The sequence below is a fragment of the Sphingomonas sp. PP-F2F-A104-K0414 genome, from assembly GCF_004340945.1.
Taxonomy (GTDB): domain Bacteria; phylum Pseudomonadota; class Alphaproteobacteria; order Sphingomonadales; family Sphingomonadaceae; genus Sphingomonas.
In genome coordinates, this window is record NZ_SLYD01000008.1 from 1 (window position 1) to 16028 (window position 16028).

At 62.6% G+C, this 16028-nt stretch carries 22 protein-coding genes; 9 read left to right on the forward strand and 13 right to left on the reverse strand.

What is annotated here, in order from left to right; genetic code table 11:
• Positions 1–92: 92 nt before the first annotated feature.
• The 3 genes from C8J46_RS17160 to C8J46_RS20940 all read right to left on the reverse strand — a co-directional run bounded on the left by C8J46_RS17160 (position 93) and on the right by C8J46_RS20940 (position 2167).
• Entirely contained in the window at positions 93–995 is a 903-nt protein-coding gene (locus C8J46_RS17160; protein WP_165886608.1) for an acyltransferase, read from the reverse strand.
• An 855-nt stretch (positions 996–1850) separates the two neighbouring features.
• Entirely contained in the window at positions 1851–2027 is a 177-nt protein-coding gene (locus tag C8J46_RS20935; RefSeq protein WP_165886609.1) for a hypothetical protein, read from the reverse strand.
• Entirely contained in the window at positions 2027–2167 is a 141-nt protein-coding gene (locus C8J46_RS20940; RefSeq protein WP_165886610.1) for a hypothetical protein, read from the reverse strand. Before C8J46_RS20940 ends, C8J46_RS20935 begins: the two co-directional genes overlap by 1 nt.
• A 45-nt stretch (positions 2168–2212) precedes the next feature.
• Here C8J46_RS20940 and C8J46_RS17170 point away from each other — a divergent pair, with 45 nt between their 5' ends.
• On the forward strand, positions 2213–2539 hold the full coding sequence (locus C8J46_RS17170) for a hypothetical protein (RefSeq protein ID WP_132741719.1): 327 nt from the start codon (positions 2213–2215) through the stop codon (positions 2537–2539).
• A 3-nt stretch (positions 2540–2542) separates the two neighbouring features.
• Positions 2543–2983: an HIRAN domain-containing protein gene (locus tag C8J46_RS17175; protein WP_132741721.1), complete on the forward strand. Its 441-nt coding sequence runs from the start codon at positions 2543–2545 to the stop codon at positions 2981–2983.
• On the opposite strand, the gene C8J46_RS17180 is transcribed toward C8J46_RS17175, so the two are convergent.
• Positions 2984–3202 carry a hypothetical protein gene (locus C8J46_RS17180; RefSeq protein WP_132741723.1) on the reverse strand — a complete coding sequence of 73 codons (219 nt, stop codon included), beginning with the start codon at positions 3200–3202 and terminating at the stop codon, positions 2984–2986.
• A 136-nt stretch (positions 3203–3338) separates the two neighbouring features.
• Here C8J46_RS17180 and C8J46_RS20945 point away from each other — a divergent pair, with 136 nt between their 5' ends.
• The 3 genes from C8J46_RS20945 to C8J46_RS17190 all read left to right on the forward strand — a co-directional run bounded on the left by C8J46_RS20945 (position 3339) and on the right by C8J46_RS17190 (position 5523).
• Entirely contained in the window at positions 3339–3503 is a 165-nt protein-coding gene (locus C8J46_RS20945; RefSeq protein WP_165886611.1) for a hypothetical protein, read from the forward strand.
• 383 nt (positions 3504–3886) lie between these two features.
• A complete protein-coding gene (locus C8J46_RS17185; protein WP_132741725.1) occupies positions 3887–4105 on the forward strand; it encodes a hypothetical protein in 219 nt (72 codons plus the stop codon).
• Between the two features lie 137 nt (positions 4106–4242).
• A complete protein-coding gene (locus C8J46_RS17190) occupies positions 4243–5523 on the forward strand; it encodes a hypothetical protein (RefSeq protein ID WP_132741727.1) in 1281 nt (426 codons plus the stop codon).
• 311 nt (positions 5524–5834) lie between these two features.
• Here C8J46_RS17190 and C8J46_RS17195 read toward each other — a convergent pair whose 3' ends face one another.
• Together C8J46_RS17195 and C8J46_RS17200 are read right to left on the reverse strand one after the other, a co-directional pair.
• Positions 5835–6620 (reverse strand): hypothetical protein, encoded by a 786-nt coding sequence (locus tag C8J46_RS17195; RefSeq protein ID WP_132741729.1) that lies wholly within the window; start codon positions 6618–6620, stop codon positions 5835–5837.
• Between the two features lie 226 nt (positions 6621–6846).
• Positions 6847–7488 carry a hypothetical protein gene (locus C8J46_RS17200; RefSeq protein ID WP_132741731.1) on the reverse strand — a complete coding sequence of 214 codons (642 nt, stop codon included), beginning with the start codon at positions 7486–7488 and terminating at the stop codon, positions 6847–6849.
• A 236-nt stretch (positions 7489–7724) separates the two neighbouring features.
• Between C8J46_RS17200 and C8J46_RS17205 the strand changes: the two genes are divergently transcribed.
• Positions 7725–7943 carry a hypothetical protein gene (locus C8J46_RS17205; RefSeq protein ID WP_132741733.1) on the forward strand — a complete coding sequence of 73 codons (219 nt, stop codon included), beginning with the start codon at positions 7725–7727 and terminating at the stop codon, positions 7941–7943.
• A 4-nt stretch (positions 7944–7947) separates the two neighbouring features.
• On the opposite strand, the gene C8J46_RS17210 is transcribed toward C8J46_RS17205, so the two are convergent.
• The 3 genes from C8J46_RS17210 to cobU form a co-directional block, all read right to left on the reverse strand.
• Entirely contained in the window at positions 7948–8655 is a 708-nt protein-coding gene (locus tag C8J46_RS17210) for a Crp/Fnr family transcriptional regulator (RefSeq protein ID WP_132741735.1), read from the reverse strand.
• Positions 8656–8990: 335 nt separating this feature from the next.
• Entirely contained in the window at positions 8991–9170 is a 180-nt protein-coding gene (locus C8J46_RS17215; RefSeq protein WP_132741737.1) for a hypothetical protein, read from the reverse strand.
• A gap of 125 nt (positions 9171–9295) precedes the next feature.
• Positions 9296–9853, reverse strand: a complete 558-nt coding sequence (gene cobU, locus C8J46_RS17220) for a bifunctional adenosylcobinamide kinase/adenosylcobinamide-phosphate guanylyltransferase (protein WP_132741739.1) — start codon at positions 9851–9853, stop codon at positions 9296–9298.
• 72 nt (positions 9854–9925) lie between these two features.
• Between cobU and C8J46_RS17225 the strand changes: the two genes are divergently transcribed.
• The 3 genes from C8J46_RS17225 to C8J46_RS17235 are packed head-to-tail and all read left to right on the forward strand — an operon-like array spanning position 9926 to position 13288.
• On the forward strand, positions 9926–10900 hold the full coding sequence (locus C8J46_RS17225) for a threonine-phosphate decarboxylase (RefSeq protein WP_132741741.1): 975 nt from the start codon (positions 9926–9928) through the stop codon (positions 10898–10900).
• Positions 10893–11831, forward strand: a complete 939-nt coding sequence (cbiB, locus tag C8J46_RS17230; protein ID WP_132741743.1) for an adenosylcobinamide-phosphate synthase CbiB — start codon at positions 10893–10895, stop codon at positions 11829–11831. The genes C8J46_RS17225 and cbiB overlap by 8 nt, the downstream gene beginning before the upstream one ends.
• Complete coding sequence (locus C8J46_RS17235; protein ID WP_132741745.1) at positions 11819–13288, forward strand: cobyric acid synthase; 1470 nt, start codon at positions 11819–11821, stop codon at positions 13286–13288. Before cbiB ends, C8J46_RS17235 begins: the two co-directional genes overlap by 13 nt.
• Here the strand turns inward: C8J46_RS17235 and cobS are convergent.
• Genes cobS through C8J46_RS17255 form a run of 4 tightly spaced genes read right to left on the reverse strand, consistent with a single transcriptional unit; the run spans position 13253 to position 15946 of the window.
• Positions 13253–13966: an adenosylcobinamide-GDP ribazoletransferase gene (cobS, locus tag C8J46_RS17240; protein ID WP_132741747.1), complete on the reverse strand. Its 714-nt coding sequence runs from the start codon at positions 13964–13966 to the stop codon at positions 13253–13255. The genes C8J46_RS17235 and cobS overlap by 36 nt on opposite strands.
• Positions 13963–14532, reverse strand: a complete 570-nt coding sequence (locus C8J46_RS17245) for a histidine phosphatase family protein (RefSeq protein ID WP_132741749.1) — start codon at positions 14530–14532, stop codon at positions 13963–13965. The genes cobS and C8J46_RS17245 overlap by 4 nt, the downstream gene beginning before the upstream one ends.
• Entirely contained in the window at positions 14529–15542 is a 1014-nt protein-coding gene (gene cobT, locus C8J46_RS17250; RefSeq protein WP_132741751.1) for a nicotinate-nucleotide--dimethylbenzimidazole phosphoribosyltransferase, read from the reverse strand. Before cobT ends, C8J46_RS17245 begins: the two co-directional genes overlap by 4 nt.
• Positions 15539–15946: a DUF1636 domain-containing protein gene (locus tag C8J46_RS17255; protein WP_132741753.1), complete on the reverse strand. Its 408-nt coding sequence runs from the start codon at positions 15944–15946 to the stop codon at positions 15539–15541. Before C8J46_RS17255 ends, cobT begins: the two co-directional genes overlap by 4 nt.
• Positions 15947–16028: the final 82 nt, after the last annotated feature.

Genomic DNA, 16028 nt, shown 5'->3' on the forward strand with positions numbered 1-16028 from the left:
GGGGTTTAAACCCCACCGTTGCTTCACCCGCGCTCCTGCGCGACAACAACGGTCGGTCTCTGGTTGCCGCTGGATGAAAGGCGGGGGTCACGTCATGCCCAGCTTATTATCAACATGTTGAAGCCCGTCGACTGCAGGTGGTCTAGAAGCTTCTTCGGCACGCCAAGGCCATGCTGAAGGATGTAGAGCGGATAGGATACGTTGCCCATCAGCGTGGCTAGCTTTGTATATTTTGCCGGAAGGTCACAGCTGGCCGCAACCAGAACAAGGAGCGGGAAAGCCAGCACTATCGCGCTGTCAAAATACCAAGACTCAAGCCGACGAGGCAGGATGAGAAGGGCGACCAAACCGATCACAACAGCGTACCAGGGCAACGTGGGGCGCCACCCGCTCAGCCATACGCGGTAAATCAATATGCCGGCGAAGAACGAGAAGACGACCCGCGCCCCGCCACCATAGAACTGCGACCAGGAGAAGCCATAATTCATAGTCCCCGCTTGGTACGCGCAGGCAACCACAGCCGCAAAGCCAAGCGCGGTCAGAGCGTACAAAATGCCGTTGGTCAGAAACCTGCTGAGCTTCCCGTAGACGATATTAACCGCGACCTCCCAAAACAGGCTCCATGCGGGAGGATTTGTCGCGAAGGCCGAGGGATCGCCGGTAGCGCTGGTCGGTATGAGTAATATGCCTCCAGCGACAACATACGGTGCAAATTCCCCGAAGTGCTGAAGACTGCCGAGTATGCCGCCCAAAATTACGAGCGGATACAGCCGGATAAATCTTGTGCGGACGAATACGCCGAAGCCCAATGAACCGTTTGCCAAGCGATCCTCATAGGAGGCGGCTATGACGAAGCCACTCAGCAGGAAGAAGAAATCTACCGCGAGATATCCATGCGCGAACAGCTTCAGCGATCCGGCAGGCTGATGGAAAACGACCACGGCGAACGCCGCAACGCCGCGTAGGAAGTCCAACATCGCGAAATGTTTGCGCACCATCGTTTCCCGCCCGGCATCAAACTTGTGAAGGGCGGCCTATACCTGTGACCGAGCGATTTGCCACATGCCGTTCTTGAGGGGCTGCTCAAAAACGAGACGGCAGAGGTATCGCGGCGTCACTCACCAAGGCAGAGATGACGCCGCGACTGATCCATACATATCAGGAATTACCGGTGAGGGCACCGCAGCGGGGAGGCGTCTTGGGAAAGCTCAACCCGCTGCGATGTCACGATACTGTCACTTTACCTATTGGTAAGCAATCGCCGAAAAATCCCGAAATGAAACGATGCCGCGACGAGCCCATGTGACGAGCACGGAATAGGGATGCTCGCCGCGACAGATCACGGTAGCCTCAGTGCTTGCTGAGCGGCAACGGCCATCTCGCCAAACGCCGTTTTCCAAGTCGCGCCCGCCTCTTCCCATGGCGTACGATCTTCGACCCGCTCCATCCGGCTTTCCCACATGTATGCCGCAACGTGCTCGATCACCGCGTCATCGTCGTTGCTCGTGCAAAGCCGGCATCGCCCAGCCATATCGAATCCTTGCATGTTTGTTCCCGTTGCGTTCCATAGACGGATGCACCGGCAAACGCGAATCACGGTCGATCTGGCGGTACAGATCCTGCGGTCGACGCTTGATCAGACCAGTACGGGTCGCGTCGATACCGTGCCGGTGCGTCTGGCTCTCCGGTGTCTGTGGGCGCACTGTCCTGAACGCTGGCCCTTAGTGATGTTCTGGGAAGGTGCGCAGCAGGATAACGAGATCGGCCGTAGCCAAAGCGTTACCGCTTCATTTAACGGGATCGTCCGCCAGCTGCGGCGATCCGGTGTCTATTCGGAAACCAGCCCGTAGCTACTGCGGGACCGCATCTTCGATCGCGTCAACGGCGTTCGCCACCCTCCGCCAGTCTTGAACCGCTTCCATGTCGCCGAGGACGTCGCATAGCTGAGAGATGATGTAGTCGGATGCTCCGGCTCCATGTTCCGCGAAGATCGCGCCCGCCCGAACCCACACGTCGCGGTCGCTCATCATATGTCGAGGTTACGCCGCTCGATCTCGGCGAGCAGCGCGTTAGCGACCATGTCGTTCCCCCGCCCCGTCGTCTGCTGATATGCTCGCAGCAGTTCTGCGTCTGCCATCTCGCTCGGCTTTGGTGTCGGCTGGTCCATTCGCAGAACCTATGCGCGGCCGACCGATTCGGGCAAACGGTTCCCATGAGCACCATGAAAGTAGACGATCAGGCTAAGATCGACCTGTTCCAGGAGATTATGCCCATTGTCATGCAGTACCTCGCGGCGAACTCGCCAGACCAGGCGCTGATCGCGGATGACATCATCGACTTTTTCGCGCTGTCGATCGCCTCAGTAATTCAAAACGATACGAACCTGACCACGCCGCAGTTGCAACGCAAAGGCGTCGAGGCAGCTGGCAAACACATCTCGCACTGGGTCCGGCTTCTGAAGATCGACAACGAGACGCGCGGCGCGTCCCTTCTAGCGATGACCATGGGCGCGGTCGCTACCGGTGAGACGGAGCAATAGTTCATGGACGAACTCACCACCTCCATAGTCGGCATCGACTTCCCGAACGAGGACGCGAGCAAGAGCAACAGGCGGATGGAGTGCATGATGTGCGCCCCGGGTGACCTGGTCGAACTGCGGCTCGAGCCGAAGAACCCGTTCGACGAGAACGCGGTCGCCGTCTGGAGCGATCGCGGAACGCAGCTGGGCTACGTCAGCGCCGAGCGTGCGCCCCTGATCGGCAAGCGGATGAAGGAAGACGACGCGACCGCGGTCTTCCAGGCGATGCACGGGAACGGGGCCTATATCCGGATCCGGTTCGGAGGCGGGTTACCTACCCTGCCCGACCCAGTCCCTGATGTTCCGAAGCGCCCTCCCCCACGTCAGGCGCGGCCCGCGCAGCGACCGGTGTACGATCCCCACGCGTTCTATCCAGACGACGAGGGGCCAGAGTTCGGCGCCTAGTCAGACCCAATCGACTGGGTGATTATCCTGGCCTATCTTCTGCTGACCGATAGCACGGCGCTGTTGAAGCCGAGCTGACCCGCATGCGGCGAGCAGTTGGTCAGATAGGGTTGATGCCGCCTCGACGTCCAGCGTTGCGACAATGCCTGGCGCTTCGACCAGCACCCTTCCCTCAAAAGCGGTGATCTCGAACGCCTCGGGTCGCAGGGTCTCAGTCACGGGCTTTCTCCAATGCCGGGAAAACGCTCGCGATCGATGATCGGTCGCCCTACTGCTTTGGCTCAATACGATTTTGAACCCTGCATCGCCGTTTCATCAACGAGCCGTCAATGTTGTAGCTTTTAACGGGCCCGGCATGACGAAAACGCCCGACCAAATGCGACAGCAGGCACAGGAATACCGCAACCTTCACAATTACATGTCTGGCGCCGTATTAACCGACGCTATCGAGCAGGTCGCTTTGGCCCTCGAACGCGCTGCCAGTGAACTCGAAGCGGAGCTAGCTCGCTTGCGTGGCTAGCATACGCTCTATCCTGATGAGGAAGGGCCCGAGTTCGGCGCATAGGAAGATCCGATCACCATCTCGTCGGTGAGATCGAAGTGAGCCGCGCATCCTTCGTGAAAGCCCGCCATCCACTCCGTAAAGGCTATCGACCCTCTAAAATAGCGGCAATCCCGCGACACCCCGCCTGCCCGACCAACGTCCCCCCCTCGATGAAATATATCGATGCGCGCGACGGAGCGCTTGGATCATTGCGAGGGGGCATATTGCAGCATATCGCCGCCCCAGCCTCGGTGCATAGGCCTGGGCCTTGGCTCGATGCTTACAATTCCGGCCATATTAACCTTGGTTAGCCACAAATCGGGTCATCATCTCTGTCCCGTTAAATCTCAACGCGGTAGATGGCCCACATGCTATTCCCGCCTGATTTTAATCTGATCGACCTCGAGGCTGCTCGGCGACATCACATCATGCTGGCGACATTAGCGGTAACCGTGCCGGTGATGGAATTTCATATGAACCTCGCCCAATTTTACGAAGAGCGAGTGATCGCGCTCTCGCAGGCTGCGGGGCGGCCAGCGCATCACGGTGAACCGAGTTTGAAGCTCGTCGTCGGCTGAAAGGGCGAAGCCGTCGACTCGATTTGCCGATTTCCCCGGGTTCTATCCTGATGAGGAAGGACCGGAGTTCGGCGCCTAGCCAGCCGCTTGGCTTTGGACATACCCAAGGCTAACTAACGTGCTTCAAGGTGGGGCACATGACAAAAAACAAGGCAGAATCGCAGGCGCTTGCAAATGCTCGGGATCGACTGGCGCCTTATATAGCGTCAAACGCCGGCTCTGAGATCGTCGAAATTGTCGTAGGAGAGCAGGTACATCAAGCCATTGATTCTCCATGGGCGGATAAATCTGTCGCTTTCAACATTACGGATTTGACCGAAGATTTGTGCGAGGCGTTGAACTCCGTAATTTTACCTCAGCGCTTGTCCGCAGTATATCATAAAGACAATCGGGCTTTAGAAGTCATCTGGACCGCGTACGGGCTACCTGACAGCCAAAGAGAAGTAGTAGGTCGAAGCTTCAATTTTTCTTACGCTGGCATGACACATAAGTGCCATTTCAGCAGATCAAGTAATCGGCTTGTCCTGTTCGCCGGGATATTTGTCCCGCTTAAGATGTCGAGTACAAGTTTTCGGAATATGCAATCTTTTCGCGCGTTCTCAAGAAGCCAGATTGAGGGCGCCAGACCCGATAGCTCCATTTCTGAGCCCATATCATTTTGGCTTGAAAACATAGATTGGGACCCAGACGCTCTTGTAGAGCTCGTTAACAACCTGAATTTTTACCTGAGCTACTATGATAACGAGGGGCCTGTAATAGCTCTCCACGAAGAAATATCTCACAAACCACAGCCAAAGCACCGTTACATATCGGGCAAGTTTCCGACGACAATTCGAGGCAAGCGCCTTGATAATAATCTCTTGAGTTTTTGGGAAGCTTCTTCTTCGGGGGATCCCGCCAGAAGGTTTCAGTACTATTATCGCATTATTGAGTATGCATCGTTTTTTTACCTTGAAAGCTCAGCTAGAACGACACTAAAAAGGATATTATCATCACCAGATGCAACGGACGATCTTGGAGCTACCACAGATAAGCTCATGATGGCTTTCCAGATGTCAAAGTTGGACGAATACGCTAAATTTTCACAACTTATGCACGATGTTGTCGACGCAAAAATATTATGGGCGGGAATGAAAGAGAATCTACCCGCATTCTCGAAAGATGTTAAATTTGACGGCGGGTTTACTTTGAAGGCGATTGTGGCTCCGACGACGAAGGAGTCAACCTTCGCGCCTAAAGGGGTGGAGACCTTCACGAAGGCGATTCGGGAAATCCGGAATGCCTTGTCTCACGGCCGCGATTTCAAAAGCGCGGCAGTTATAATGCCAACGGCACGAAATCTTAACGCCCTTCAGCCATGGGTACAGCTCATGGCAGTTGCTGCCGGACAGGTTGTTTTATACAAGGATGTCGCCTAGGTTGATATCCAAGCCGCCGGTGAGGCGGAACTCCGGGAGGCCCTTAGGGGTTGGGTTTGCAGTCGTCATGGAGGGCGCATTTATGAATACCGGTGGCTGATCAAGTATCAATCCGCGACATTCCGCGACCTGAACGCCGCCCTTTTTTGGGCGGCGTTTTGCGTTTCACCGGCCTTTGACTGGGCGGCAACATTATGTCGCTGCATTCCCATCTCGTAATGCGGCTCGCCGCTCCAGGACCGCCTGCGCGACGTCGTGATGCTCTTGCCTGCTGACCAATAGCTCTTCGGCGCTCGGCGTGACGAGGTCGATCAGGTCCCGCATTCCCCGCCGCAAAGGTTGACGTTCGGATCGAAGAGCCCGCCGCGCCGCGCCGCCACTTCCGCTTCGAAGTCGATTGACCGGAGAGGGCGCAAACTGTCGTGGAGATATGCCGGCTGACGGACGCCGGGCATCCCGTCGCGCGCCGCCTCGTCCGCTTGGCAAGCCACTTCGAAATCATCCGGGTAGTTGCGCTGCATGCTCAGCCATTCAGCATTGTCACGGAACGGGCACCTCTTGCAGCCGGACGACGGCACCCGGAGTTCGTACTCGCGCCACAGCCAGTTCTCGCAATCGGCATAGCTGAAGCCGATCTCGACCAGCGGGTGCCGGTTATAGATATGCGGCTGGGGGTTGATCGCCATCCGGTGGGATTCGTCAGTGGTGATCCCAAGCCATTGCTCAACGACCGGCGTCGTCGGCAGCTTGGAGTGGGGTCCTAGCCCCAGCAGCTTGCGCACTTGCCGATTACCGGGGCGAACCTTGTAATCACGGGTGCAGCCACGAGCGAGAATGCCGCGCGTGCCGTCATCGTTACGGATGAACAGCGGCGGGTTCGAAAAGCGATCAACGAACCCGGCCGTCGCCATGTCGAAGTCATCCGCCAGCCCGCCGGGTTCCGACATGATGATCGGAATCGTCGCGCCCATGTTCGGCGATCGCAGCAACGCCAGGTTCTCCATGGCCCCGGTACTTTCGTCGCCGGTGTCCGACGTGAACGAATAATCCGGCTTAGGCCCGATCAGTCCCCGCTCGGCCATGAGGAACATCGTCACCGATTGGACGCCGAGACCATTCAACAGGATCCGGAGTTTGGCGTCCGGCAGCGGCTTCGATACGCCCGGGTATAGGTTCGGGAGCATAGTCATGCTGCCCACCCCTGCGCACGCGGGGGTACCCCTGGGGGTATAATGCCCGCCGCCGAACGCGCCACAAGGGCGTCAGTTCGATAGGTGCCGGGACGGCGCAAACGAGCGCTCACCAAGTCGCATAGGTTCTCGGTCATGCTGCGAGCCTCAGCCGGTTGGCACTTTGAGCCATCGCTATCAACAGGTCTCGGAACGGAGCTGGCGTACCGATTCGCGGTGCGCTGTCCCTTCCCCCACCTTTGCCGCCGACCTCGCCCAATCGCTTGGCCCGTTTGAGTCCCATGCGCGCGACGATCTCAGGATCGAGTCGCGGCTCGCCAATGCCCCAGTCGAGATCGGGAAGGTCGCAGTCATATGCCAACAGCAAGGTGGGCTTGCGGGCATAGTGACCGTAACGGCCCTGCTCGACACAGCATGTCCAGCCGCCCAGTTCGTCAGCCCTCACCCATCCGCCGGCGCGCGACGGGACCGTCAGGCCGAAGAACGCCCATGCGTGCGATCCCCACGGGTGCTCCATTACGCCGCCCCAGCGGCGGACGTCAGATAGCCCGCACTTGAAGCAGCCCTGATCGGCGCCCTTCTGCTTGCGCTGGCCGGTCCGCTTGATGTGGAGCGGCTGGCCGGCCCACAGTTTACCCCACCGCTGGCATGGCGAATGCACGACGACCGGGTACGGTCCTGGGTAGAGCCGCGCATCGCGGCGCTCGTCCCACGGGTCGACGTTCGGCAGATCGTAGTAGCTGCCGCCAGCCTCGACATAGAGGGCAGCGACCATCCCATTACTCGCGGCCCGCATAGGCGCCGCTGCGGGCCGGGAATTAACTGGAATGAGGCTCTGACAGTTTTCCATTTCGCACCCTTCGTCTCGGTGGAAACAGCGGAGGTTTTCCGGTATTCTCGCGTCAGAAGCGCAGAGTTCTGCCCTGTCGGGTTAATTTACACTTAACCATCTTTGCGGAGGGCTAAACCGCAGAAATCAGCCATTGGCACCGGTCTTGCTGTGTCGCGGCCATGTGGACTCGCTTTGCCCGCCTCTTCATCATCAAGACCAAGTTCGAGGCATTCCTCGTCATCTACGGGCTCGGGCTCGGCGCGGTCGAGCGCGGCATCCATTATCTTCAGCAATATCCCGGCTATGGCGGTTGGATGCTGTTCGCCGCCTGCCCGATCGCAGTCTTCATGGCAGGCGGGCGGATCATCGACTCGGTCAGTCACGGCCGAGAACGCTGACCCGTCAGGATTTCTGCTGCGACAGGTGCAGATAGCGGCTCGAGAAGTCGGCGAGTTCGCGCAACGCATCCCAGCGTGGAAAGCTGATCCGCCGCCGGTTGCGCGAGATCAGACCGTCCGCTTCGAGCGACTTGATCGTCCGGTTGACGTGCACCGCGGTCAGCCCGAGCGCATCGCCGAGCTGTTCCTGGCTCATCGGCAGTTCGTAGCCGGTCTCGTCGACCAAGCCCTGCATGTCGAGCCGGATCGCGAATTCGCACAGGAAATGCGCCAGCCGCGACCGGGCATCGCGCCGGCCGATATTGAGGATCCATTCGCGGAAGATCGATGCCTCGACCAGCGTGTTGACGAAGATTGCATTGCCGATCGACGCTCGCGTCCGGGCGAGATCGCGCAACGCCGTTCGTGAGATCGTCGCGACGTCCGCGCGGGTCAGCGTCTGCACATTGTGGTCGGCGACGTCGAGAAACAGGTGCTGGAAGTCCAGCGCCTCCCCCGGCACGTGCAGTGACACGATCTGTCGCATCCCCGAGCCGGTCAGCTTCTGGCGGTATGCAAACCCGGACAGCAAGACAGCGCATTGCTCGGGCGCGTCGCCTTCGCGGACGAGATAGGACGACGGTTCGTAGGTTCGCAGCGTATACGGTAACGCCAGCAATGCGCGACGATCAGCTTCGTGCAGAACCGCGTGTGTTTCGAGCTTTCGCACCATCAAAGCCAAGGGGGCCAAAGGGGAAATCACAGCACCATGATCCGTCAGAACATCGTTCAAATGCGTTCTCCCGCACAAATCGGGGCGGGAGCACATGCCTCTCTCGGCCGTCAGCGCCCAATGATCGGCTGTCGGTAAAAGACGATAACATATTCGGATAAGGCTTATCGTAACATTTGGTCTTCACGCAAAATAAACCTGCGTTAGAATCGATAAGCTATGACCCCGGGTCTATCAAAGCCGATGCTGCCAGCATCTTAGACTATACTGGCCTGTCGGGACATTGCCTTTGCGCCGTAGCGTTTTATCCGTACGGATATCGATCACGCGACGCGTTACGGTTTGACGGATGTCGCGCTGCTGATTTCATCCAATGCGCTTTGCAGGCAATCAATACAATCGCTCAGCTTGGCACCGAATAGCGGATTGTCGCCCTCATCGGCGATCCGCAGCGCTTCCTCGATCAGGAAGACCATCGATTTTAAACGCGCGACTGCCTGCGCTTTGCTATGCATTCCGGCCTCCGTTCACGCATGATGGTCGTTGCGACCAGTTCGGTGCAGTTTGCGACGATTAACCATTCCCGGTGTCGGCAGGCAAGATACCAATTGCGGTCGGTGCGCGCGGCGTCGTGCCGCGCTCAGACCGGGCGTTTCCAAGACTGGACCAGACCAGCCATCAGACCGTCGACCGAATCCACCTGTGCCGCAAGCCGCTGGTGCAACAATCCCGCGGCGTCGCGAAAGCGCCGCGCGAGCGCGTTGTCGGGGACGATACCGAGACCGACTTCATTCGAGACGAGAATGACCCGCGCCTGGGCGCAGGCGAGCGTCGCTAGCAAAACATCGACTTCCTGGTCGATGTCGAGATCGGCGAGCAATAGGTTGGAAAGCCATAAAGTAAGGCAATCGACGAGGACGACCGTGTTCGCGCCATCCACCTCGCGCAATGCGGCGGCGAGTTGGGTCGGGGCCTCGACGGTCTGCCACCGCGCATCGCGGTCGGTACGATGCCGCGCTACCCGATCGCGCAACTCGTCGTCGAATGCCTGCGCGGTCGCGATATACACCAGCGGTCCCGCCAACGATGCCGCGGCGGCTTCGGCGACGGCCTGCGCATGACGGCTCTTGCCGGACCGCGCGCCGCCGAGCACGAACAGGCTCCTACCGAACGACGGGCTGGTTTGTAATGGCGGCATGGTCTCTCCTTCGCGCTTGCAGCGCGCGTCCGGAATGACGATGAGCGGCGCAAGATCAAGCGAAAGGATATCATGACGGGGTTGCGCGCGCATGGCGGGAGGGTCGATCTCGCCGCAACCCTGTACCCCGATGCCCCCACCCCGTGGATCGATCTGTCGACCGGGATCAATCCGTGCGCCTGGCGGTCCGACCCTTTGCCGCCCGTCGATCTCACGACGCTGCCATCGCCGGCATCGATCGCGGTGCTCGAAGAAGCGGCGGCTGCAATGTTCGGAACCGATTCCGCCTGCGTTCTCGCGTTGCCGGGCAGCGAGATCGGACTACGCTTGCTGGCCGGTCTCGATCTGCCACGGCCCGCCCGATTTGTAGCGCCGAGCTACGCAACCCATGCGGAAGTGTTCGGACACGCCAGCGCCGTTATGCGACCGACCATCGATAACATCGAAGACGGAACGCTGCTGCTCGCAAACCCGAACAATCCGGATGGACTACTCGACAAACCAGAGCGCCTGCTCGCCGTAACGCGAAACGGCGCATGGCTGGTGGTCGACGAAGCGTTTGTCGACCTGGTCCCATCGTACAGCATCGTCCCGCATCTTCGGCCATCCGACCGCGTCATCGTTTTTCGCTCGTTTGGCAAGACGTTCGGCCTGCCCGGCGTCCGGCTCGGTTTCATGATCGCCCCGCCGGCGCAGGTTTCCGCGATGCGCCACCGGCTGGGAAGCTGGCCGGTTTCCGCCTGCGCAGTGGCTTATGGGACGGCCGCCTACCGCGATAGCGCCTGGATCGATGCGAACCGGCTCGCCTGCATCGACCGGGCGGCACGCTTGGACACGATGCTGGCGCGCCACGGGCTGCACGCGACCGGTGCCTGCCCCCTGTTCCGGCTCGTGGAAAGCAGCGCCGCAGCCGCGATATTCGACCGTCTGGCGCATGCCGGGATACTGACGCGCACGTTCGACCATGAGCCACACTGGCTGCGGATCGGCCTGCCACGCGACGACATCGCCTTCGACCGGCTGGACCGAGCGCTGGCGCATGGCTGAGCCGATAGCGGTCCTAGCGATAGCGATCGACGCTGCGATCGGCTGGCCGGCCGCACTCTATGCACGGATAGGACATCCGGTAGGCGGGTTCGCGCGGTTGATCGGCGCCGCCGAGGCACGCTGGAACGATCCGCGAACATCGTTTGCGACCCGTCGGGCGGCGGGTGTCTTGACGATGACAGTCGTCGTCGGGGTCGCGGTCGTCATCGCGCTCGCGCTAGACGTCGTTCTGCGAATGCTGCTCGGGTCTTCCGCCTGGGTCGCGATCGCCTTGTTAGCCGCGCCGGGACTCGCGATCCGTAGCCTGCACGATCATGTCGTTCCCGTGGCGCATGCGCTGGGAGCGAGCGACCTCCAGACTGCCCGTGACCGCGTTGGCATGATCGTCGGGCGGGATGTCGCGTCGCTCGATGAAGCCGGCGTCGCGCGGGCGGCGATCGAGAGCCTTGCCGAGAGCGTGTGCGATGGCGTCGTCGCGCCACTGTTCTGGTTGCTCGTGGCCGGGCTGCCGGGACTGTGGGCGTATAAGGCGATCAACACGGCCGACAGTTTGATCGGGCACCGTGAAGAGCGCTGGCGTGCGTTCGGCTGGGCTGCGGCACGGACCGATGATTTGGCCAATCTGATCCCGGCGAGGCTGAGCGGCGTGCTGCTGTGCGTCGCCGGGCTCGGCGGTTGGCAGACGATGTGGCGCGATGCCGGCAACCACGCCTCGCCGAACGCCGGCTGGCCAGAGGCGGCAATGGCGGGCGCGCTTGGCCTGCGTCTCGCCGGGCCGATCGCCTATGACGGGGTGAGCGTCGCCAAGCCCTATATCGGCGATGGCCGTGCGGACGCTACCGCCGCCGATCTACGCGCCGCGCTCGGCATCTATCGCCGAGCGTGTGTGCTCCTGTTTGTCATTGCCGGAGGGATCGCATGGGCGCTCTGATGCTCCAGGGAACCGGCTCCGACGTCGGCAAGTCGGTGCTCGTCGCCGGGCTATGCCGCGCGTTCGCCAATCGCGGACTGTCGGTCCGCCCGTTCAAGCCGCAGAACATGTCGAACAACGCCGCCGTTACCGCCGATGGCGGCGAGATCGGTCGCGCGCAGGCCACCCAAGCGATCGCGTGTCGCGTCGAGCCGAGCGTCGACATGAACCCGGTGCTGCTGAAACCACAGGGCGACCGCACCTCGCAACTGATCGTCCGCGGGCAGGTGCGCGGCACGCTCGCCGCGGCACGCTGGCGCGAGGGACGCGAAGGGCTGCTGGTCGACGTGCTCGACAGCTTCGAACGGCTGTCGGCAGGCTGCGATCTCGTCGTCGTCGAAGGCGCGGGCAGCCCGGCGGAGATCAACCTGCGCGCCGGCGACATTGCCAATATGGGGTTCGCGCGCGCTGCCGACGTGCCCGTGGTGCTGGTCGGCGACATCGACCGCGGCGGCGTGATTGCGGCGATCGTCGGCACGCGCGCGGTGATCGATCCGGCCGACGCGGCGATGATCCACGGCTTCCTGATCAACAAGTTCCGCGGCGACCCCGCGTTGTTCGACGACGGCTATCGCGCGATCGAAGCGCGCAGCGGATGGCGGGGGTATGGCGTCGTGCCGTGGCTCGCAGACGCGGTACGATTGCCGAGCGAGGACGCCGTGATTTTGGAGCGCCCCTCCGCCGGTGCTCAGCGTCGCGTTACGATCGCCTGCCCGATCACGCCGCGGATCGCCAATTTCGACGACCTCGATCCGCTTCGCCTTGAGCCCAGTGTCGCGCTGGTCATGGTACCGCCGGGCACGCCGATCCCGGACGTCGACATGATCGTGCTCGCGGGATCGAAGGCGACGATCCCCGACCTCGCCTTCGTTCGTGCGCAGGGATGGGACATCGATATCCGCGCGCATTACCGCCGCGGCAAGCCGGTGCTCGGGCTCTGCGGCGGCTATCAGATGCTCGGTCGCAGCATCGCCGACCCCGACGGGATCGAGGGGCCGGCGGGGCGTGTCGACGGGCTCGGGATGCTCGACATCGACACGGTCCTTACCGGCCGCAAGACGCTGGAGCGGGTGCGCGGCCGGGCACAAGGCGCGGCATTCGAGGGCTATGAGATGCACATGGGCGCGACCACCGGACCCGCGACCGCGCGCCCGGTCGGCCACCGCGCCGATGGCAGCCCCGAAGGCGCGACGAGTGCGGACGGGCTGGTGGCGGGCAGCTATGTTCACGGCCTGCTGGCGCTCGCGGAGCAACGCACGGCGTGGCTGGCTCGGCTCGGCGTCGCGGCCAGTGGACCAGATCATGGCGCGTCGATCGACGCCGCGCTCGATGCGATCGCCGCGACGCTTGAACGCCATGTCGATCTCGATGCGCTACTCGCGCTAAGCGAGCGCGCCGGCCACCGAGAGCGCAACTAGCAGCCCGGTCTCGACGATCTCAATCCCGGCGCCATGCGCATCGCCGGTCACGCCGCCCAGCGTCCGCCGCAACCATGCCGCGACGCCTAACGTGAGCAGTGGGAGAGCGACCAGTGCAGGCACCGCGACCGCCGCGAGCGCAAGCACAAGTCCCCACCCCAGCAGGTCACGCGTTCGGACCGCGCCGGCGACGGCCGCGCCCAGCCCGCCGGACCGCAGTGGCGGTAGCAGCCTCGTCCAGACGAGCGGCCCCATCCTTGCCGCGAACGGTACTAGGATCAGCGTCCAGCCAATCCCCGCCGCGTGGAGCAATACCAGCTTGGCCAGCATCTGGCTAACAGTTGCGACGACGCCGAAGCTCCCGATATGCGGATCGGCCATCACCGCGAGCAGCCGCGTCCGATCGCCATGCGCCGCGCCCAACCCATCGGCGAGGTCGGCGAGCCCGTCGAGATGCAGCACCCCCGTCACTGCGATCCACGTCAGCAGCGCAGCGCAGGCCCCCGCCCAAGGATCGACCAGCGCACCCAGCCAGCCGGCCGCCGCGACGATCAGGCCGATCGCGAGACCGACGACAGGGTAGCACCGGATGGCCGCTGCGAAATCGTCGGCACCCATTTCGACGCGCGGCATCGGCAGCCGGGTGAGGAAGCCGAACGCGATGATCAACCGCTTCATGTCGCCAAGCCGACGATCTGCACGGTCCGCGTCGGGCCTGGCCATATCCGCAGCGACACCAGCGCGGCATAGGGGAGGTCGAACGCCCAGATCTGCCTTCGATCGAACCCGCACAACTCCGCGAGCGCCGCCCGGATCGCGCCGCCGTGCGTCACGACGAGTGTCGAGACCTGCGGCATCGCGGCCAGTGCCTGCGCGACCCGGTCCTGCAACGCGGACCAGCGTTCGCCATCCGGCGGTGGTGACGCATCGGGATCGTCGTAGAATGCGGCCAATTCGGCGGGATCGATTGCCGCCGGGGCCAGCCCGTCCCATGCCCCGAAATCGAGTTCGCGCCAGCGTGGGTCGACCTCGACCGCAACGCCTCGCGGTTCACTGATCGCCGCCGCACAGGCGCGTGCGCGGATCAGATCGGAGGCCTCGATCCGTTCGATCGCAAGACTCTCGGCGCGTGCCATACAGACGGCAATCCCTCCCTCGGTTACCGGGTCGTCGGTCCGCCCGAGCATTCGCCCTGCCACGTCGGGCGCACCATGTCGCATCAGGTGCAACATGTACGCGCTCACGCCGCCGAAACGCCCGCCTCGGCGAACGTCGCCATCTCGGCATGCGCGGCCAGTGCCGCGCGGACGAGCAACGCCGCGGTGGCGGCACCGCTGCCCTCGCCCAGCCGCATCCCGAGCGAGAGCAATGGTTCGAGGCCCATTCGCTCAAGCAGAAGACGGTGCCCCGGCTCGGCCGAGACATGTCCGGCAAGGCAATGCGCGAGAATGTCCGGACACGCCGCCGCCAATGTCGCGACCGCCGCACAGCAGATGAACCCGTCGAGCATCACCGGCACGCCCGCCAGTCGCGCGGCAACCACCGCGCCTGCGATCGCCGCCAACTCGCGTCCACCGAGCCGCCGCAAGATCTCGAACGGCGTGCCCAGCGCGTCCCGGTGCAGCGCGACCCCGGCTTCGACCACTGCGATCTTCCGCGCGATGCCGTCATCGTCGACCCCGGTTCCCGGCCCCACCCAGTCGCTCGCCGATCCGCCGAAGCTCGCCAAGCACAGCGCCGCGGCGGTCGTCGAATTGCCGATCCCCATCTCGCCGAGCACCACCAAGTCCGGCGCGTCCGAGACGGCAGCCGCGCCCGCGTTCAACGCGGCGAGGCACTCGTCCTCCGACATCGCAGGCGCTTGCGTGAAATCCGCCGTCGGCCGGTCGAGGTCGAGCGACACGATCTTCAGCTCGAGGCCCGCCGCTCGCGACAGCGCATTGATCGCCGCGCCGCCATGCTCGAAATTGGCGACCATCTGCGCGGTGACCGAGGCCGGAAACGCACTCACACCTCGCGCGACGATGCCGTGATTGCCGGCGAACACCACCGCGCTGCCGCGATCGAGCCGCGGCAGCGGGTTGCCCTGCCAGCCGGCCATGAACACCGCTATATCCTCCAGCCGCCCTAGCGAGCCCGGCGGTTTGGTCAGTTCGCTTTGCCGGACGATCGCCGCGGATCGCGCCGCGGCGTCCGCCTGCGGCAAGCCGCGCAAGGCCGCCAGAAACCCGGCGGGCGTCGCGAACGCGGTCATTCGACGACGAAGCCTTCGGGCGGGGTGCGGGTGATGAAATGTCCCTTCACGCCCTGCGGCCATTGCTTGAACGGCACCTGCCCGAACGCGCTCTCGCCGTAGAGCCTCGCGTAATCGAGGATCGCGCGCGCGGCGTCTTCGGTCGGTTCGAACCGGCCGAGCACATAGCCGACCTTGGCGGGTGCGCGCAGGTAAATCGTGCAGAAATCCTGGCACGCGAACAAGCACGGCATCTCCTGCACCGCGACGTCGGCATAGGCCGGATCGCTCGCCTGTACCGTCTTCAACGCACTGACCAGCCGTGCGCCGCCCCGCACGCCGTCACCGTCGTCGCGCGCATCGGCCGAATGGCGGCACGTGTTGCACGCGACCACCGCGACGCCGTCTTCGGCGGGCTTCAGCATGTCCGTTCCCGGACGATCACAGAACGATTTATACTAGGCATAGGAACCCCTTCGGACAGTCGATCCCGCACCGCGCAAAGGG

What these genes read in the sequence shown, in the direction of transcription:
- C8J46_RS17185 (WP_132741725.1), top strand. Translation starts at nt 3,887, where the DNA reads ATGGCCCACATGCTATTCCCGCCTGATTTTAATCTGATCGACCTCGAG.
- C8J46_RS20940 (WP_165886610.1), bottom strand. Translation starts at nt 2,167, where the DNA reads ATGGACCAGCCGACACCAAAGCCGAGCGAGATGGCAGACGCAGAACTG.
- C8J46_RS17190 (WP_132741727.1), top strand. Translation starts at nt 4,243, where the DNA reads ATGACAAAAAACAAGGCAGAATCGCAGGCGCTTGCAAATGCTCGGGAT.
- C8J46_RS17225 (WP_132741741.1), top strand. Translation starts at nt 9,926, where the DNA reads ATGACGGGGTTGCGCGCGCATGGCGGGAGGGTCGATCTCGCCGCAACC.
- cobS (WP_132741747.1), bottom strand. Translation starts at nt 13,966, where the DNA reads ATGAAGCGGTTGATCATCGCGTTCGGCTTCCTCACCCGGCTGCCGATG.
- C8J46_RS17215 (WP_132741737.1), bottom strand. Translation starts at nt 9,170, where the DNA reads ATGCATAGCAAAGCGCAGGCAGTCGCGCGTTTAAAATCGATGGTCTTC.
- C8J46_RS17200 (WP_132741731.1), bottom strand. Translation starts at nt 7,488, where the DNA reads ATGGTCGCTGCCCTCTATGTCGAGGCTGGCGGCAGCTACTACGATCTG.
- C8J46_RS17175 (WP_132741721.1), top strand. Translation starts at nt 2,543, where the DNA reads ATGGACGAACTCACCACCTCCATAGTCGGCATCGACTTCCCGAACGAG.
- C8J46_RS17235 (WP_132741745.1), top strand. Translation starts at nt 11,819, where the DNA reads ATGGGCGCTCTGATGCTCCAGGGAACCGGCTCCGACGTCGGCAAGTCG.
- cobU (WP_132741739.1), bottom strand. Translation starts at nt 9,853, where the DNA reads ATGCCGCCATTACAAACCAGCCCGTCGTTCGGTAGGAGCCTGTTCGTG.
- cobT (WP_132741751.1), bottom strand. Translation starts at nt 15,542, where the DNA reads ATGACCGCGTTCGCGACGCCCGCCGGGTTTCTGGCGGCCTTGCGCGGC.
- C8J46_RS17170 (WP_132741719.1), top strand. Translation starts at nt 2,213, where the DNA reads ATGAGCACCATGAAAGTAGACGATCAGGCTAAGATCGACCTGTTCCAG.
- C8J46_RS17205 (WP_132741733.1), top strand. Translation starts at nt 7,725, where the DNA reads ATGTGGACTCGCTTTGCCCGCCTCTTCATCATCAAGACCAAGTTCGAG.
- C8J46_RS20935 (WP_165886609.1), bottom strand. Translation starts at nt 2,027, where the DNA reads ATGAGCGACCGCGACGTGTGGGTTCGGGCGGGCGCGATCTTCGCGGAA.
- cbiB (WP_132741743.1), top strand. Translation starts at nt 10,893, where the DNA reads ATGGCTGAGCCGATAGCGGTCCTAGCGATAGCGATCGACGCTGCGATC.
- C8J46_RS17210 (WP_132741735.1), bottom strand. Translation starts at nt 8,655, where the DNA reads ATGGTGCGAAAGCTCGAAACACACGCGGTTCTGCACGAAGCTGATCGT.
- C8J46_RS20945 (WP_165886611.1), top strand. Translation starts at nt 3,339, where the DNA reads ATGACGAAAACGCCCGACCAAATGCGACAGCAGGCACAGGAATACCGC.
- C8J46_RS17255 (WP_132741753.1), bottom strand. Translation starts at nt 15,946, where the DNA reads ATGCTGAAGCCCGCCGAAGACGGCGTCGCGGTGGTCGCGTGCAACACG.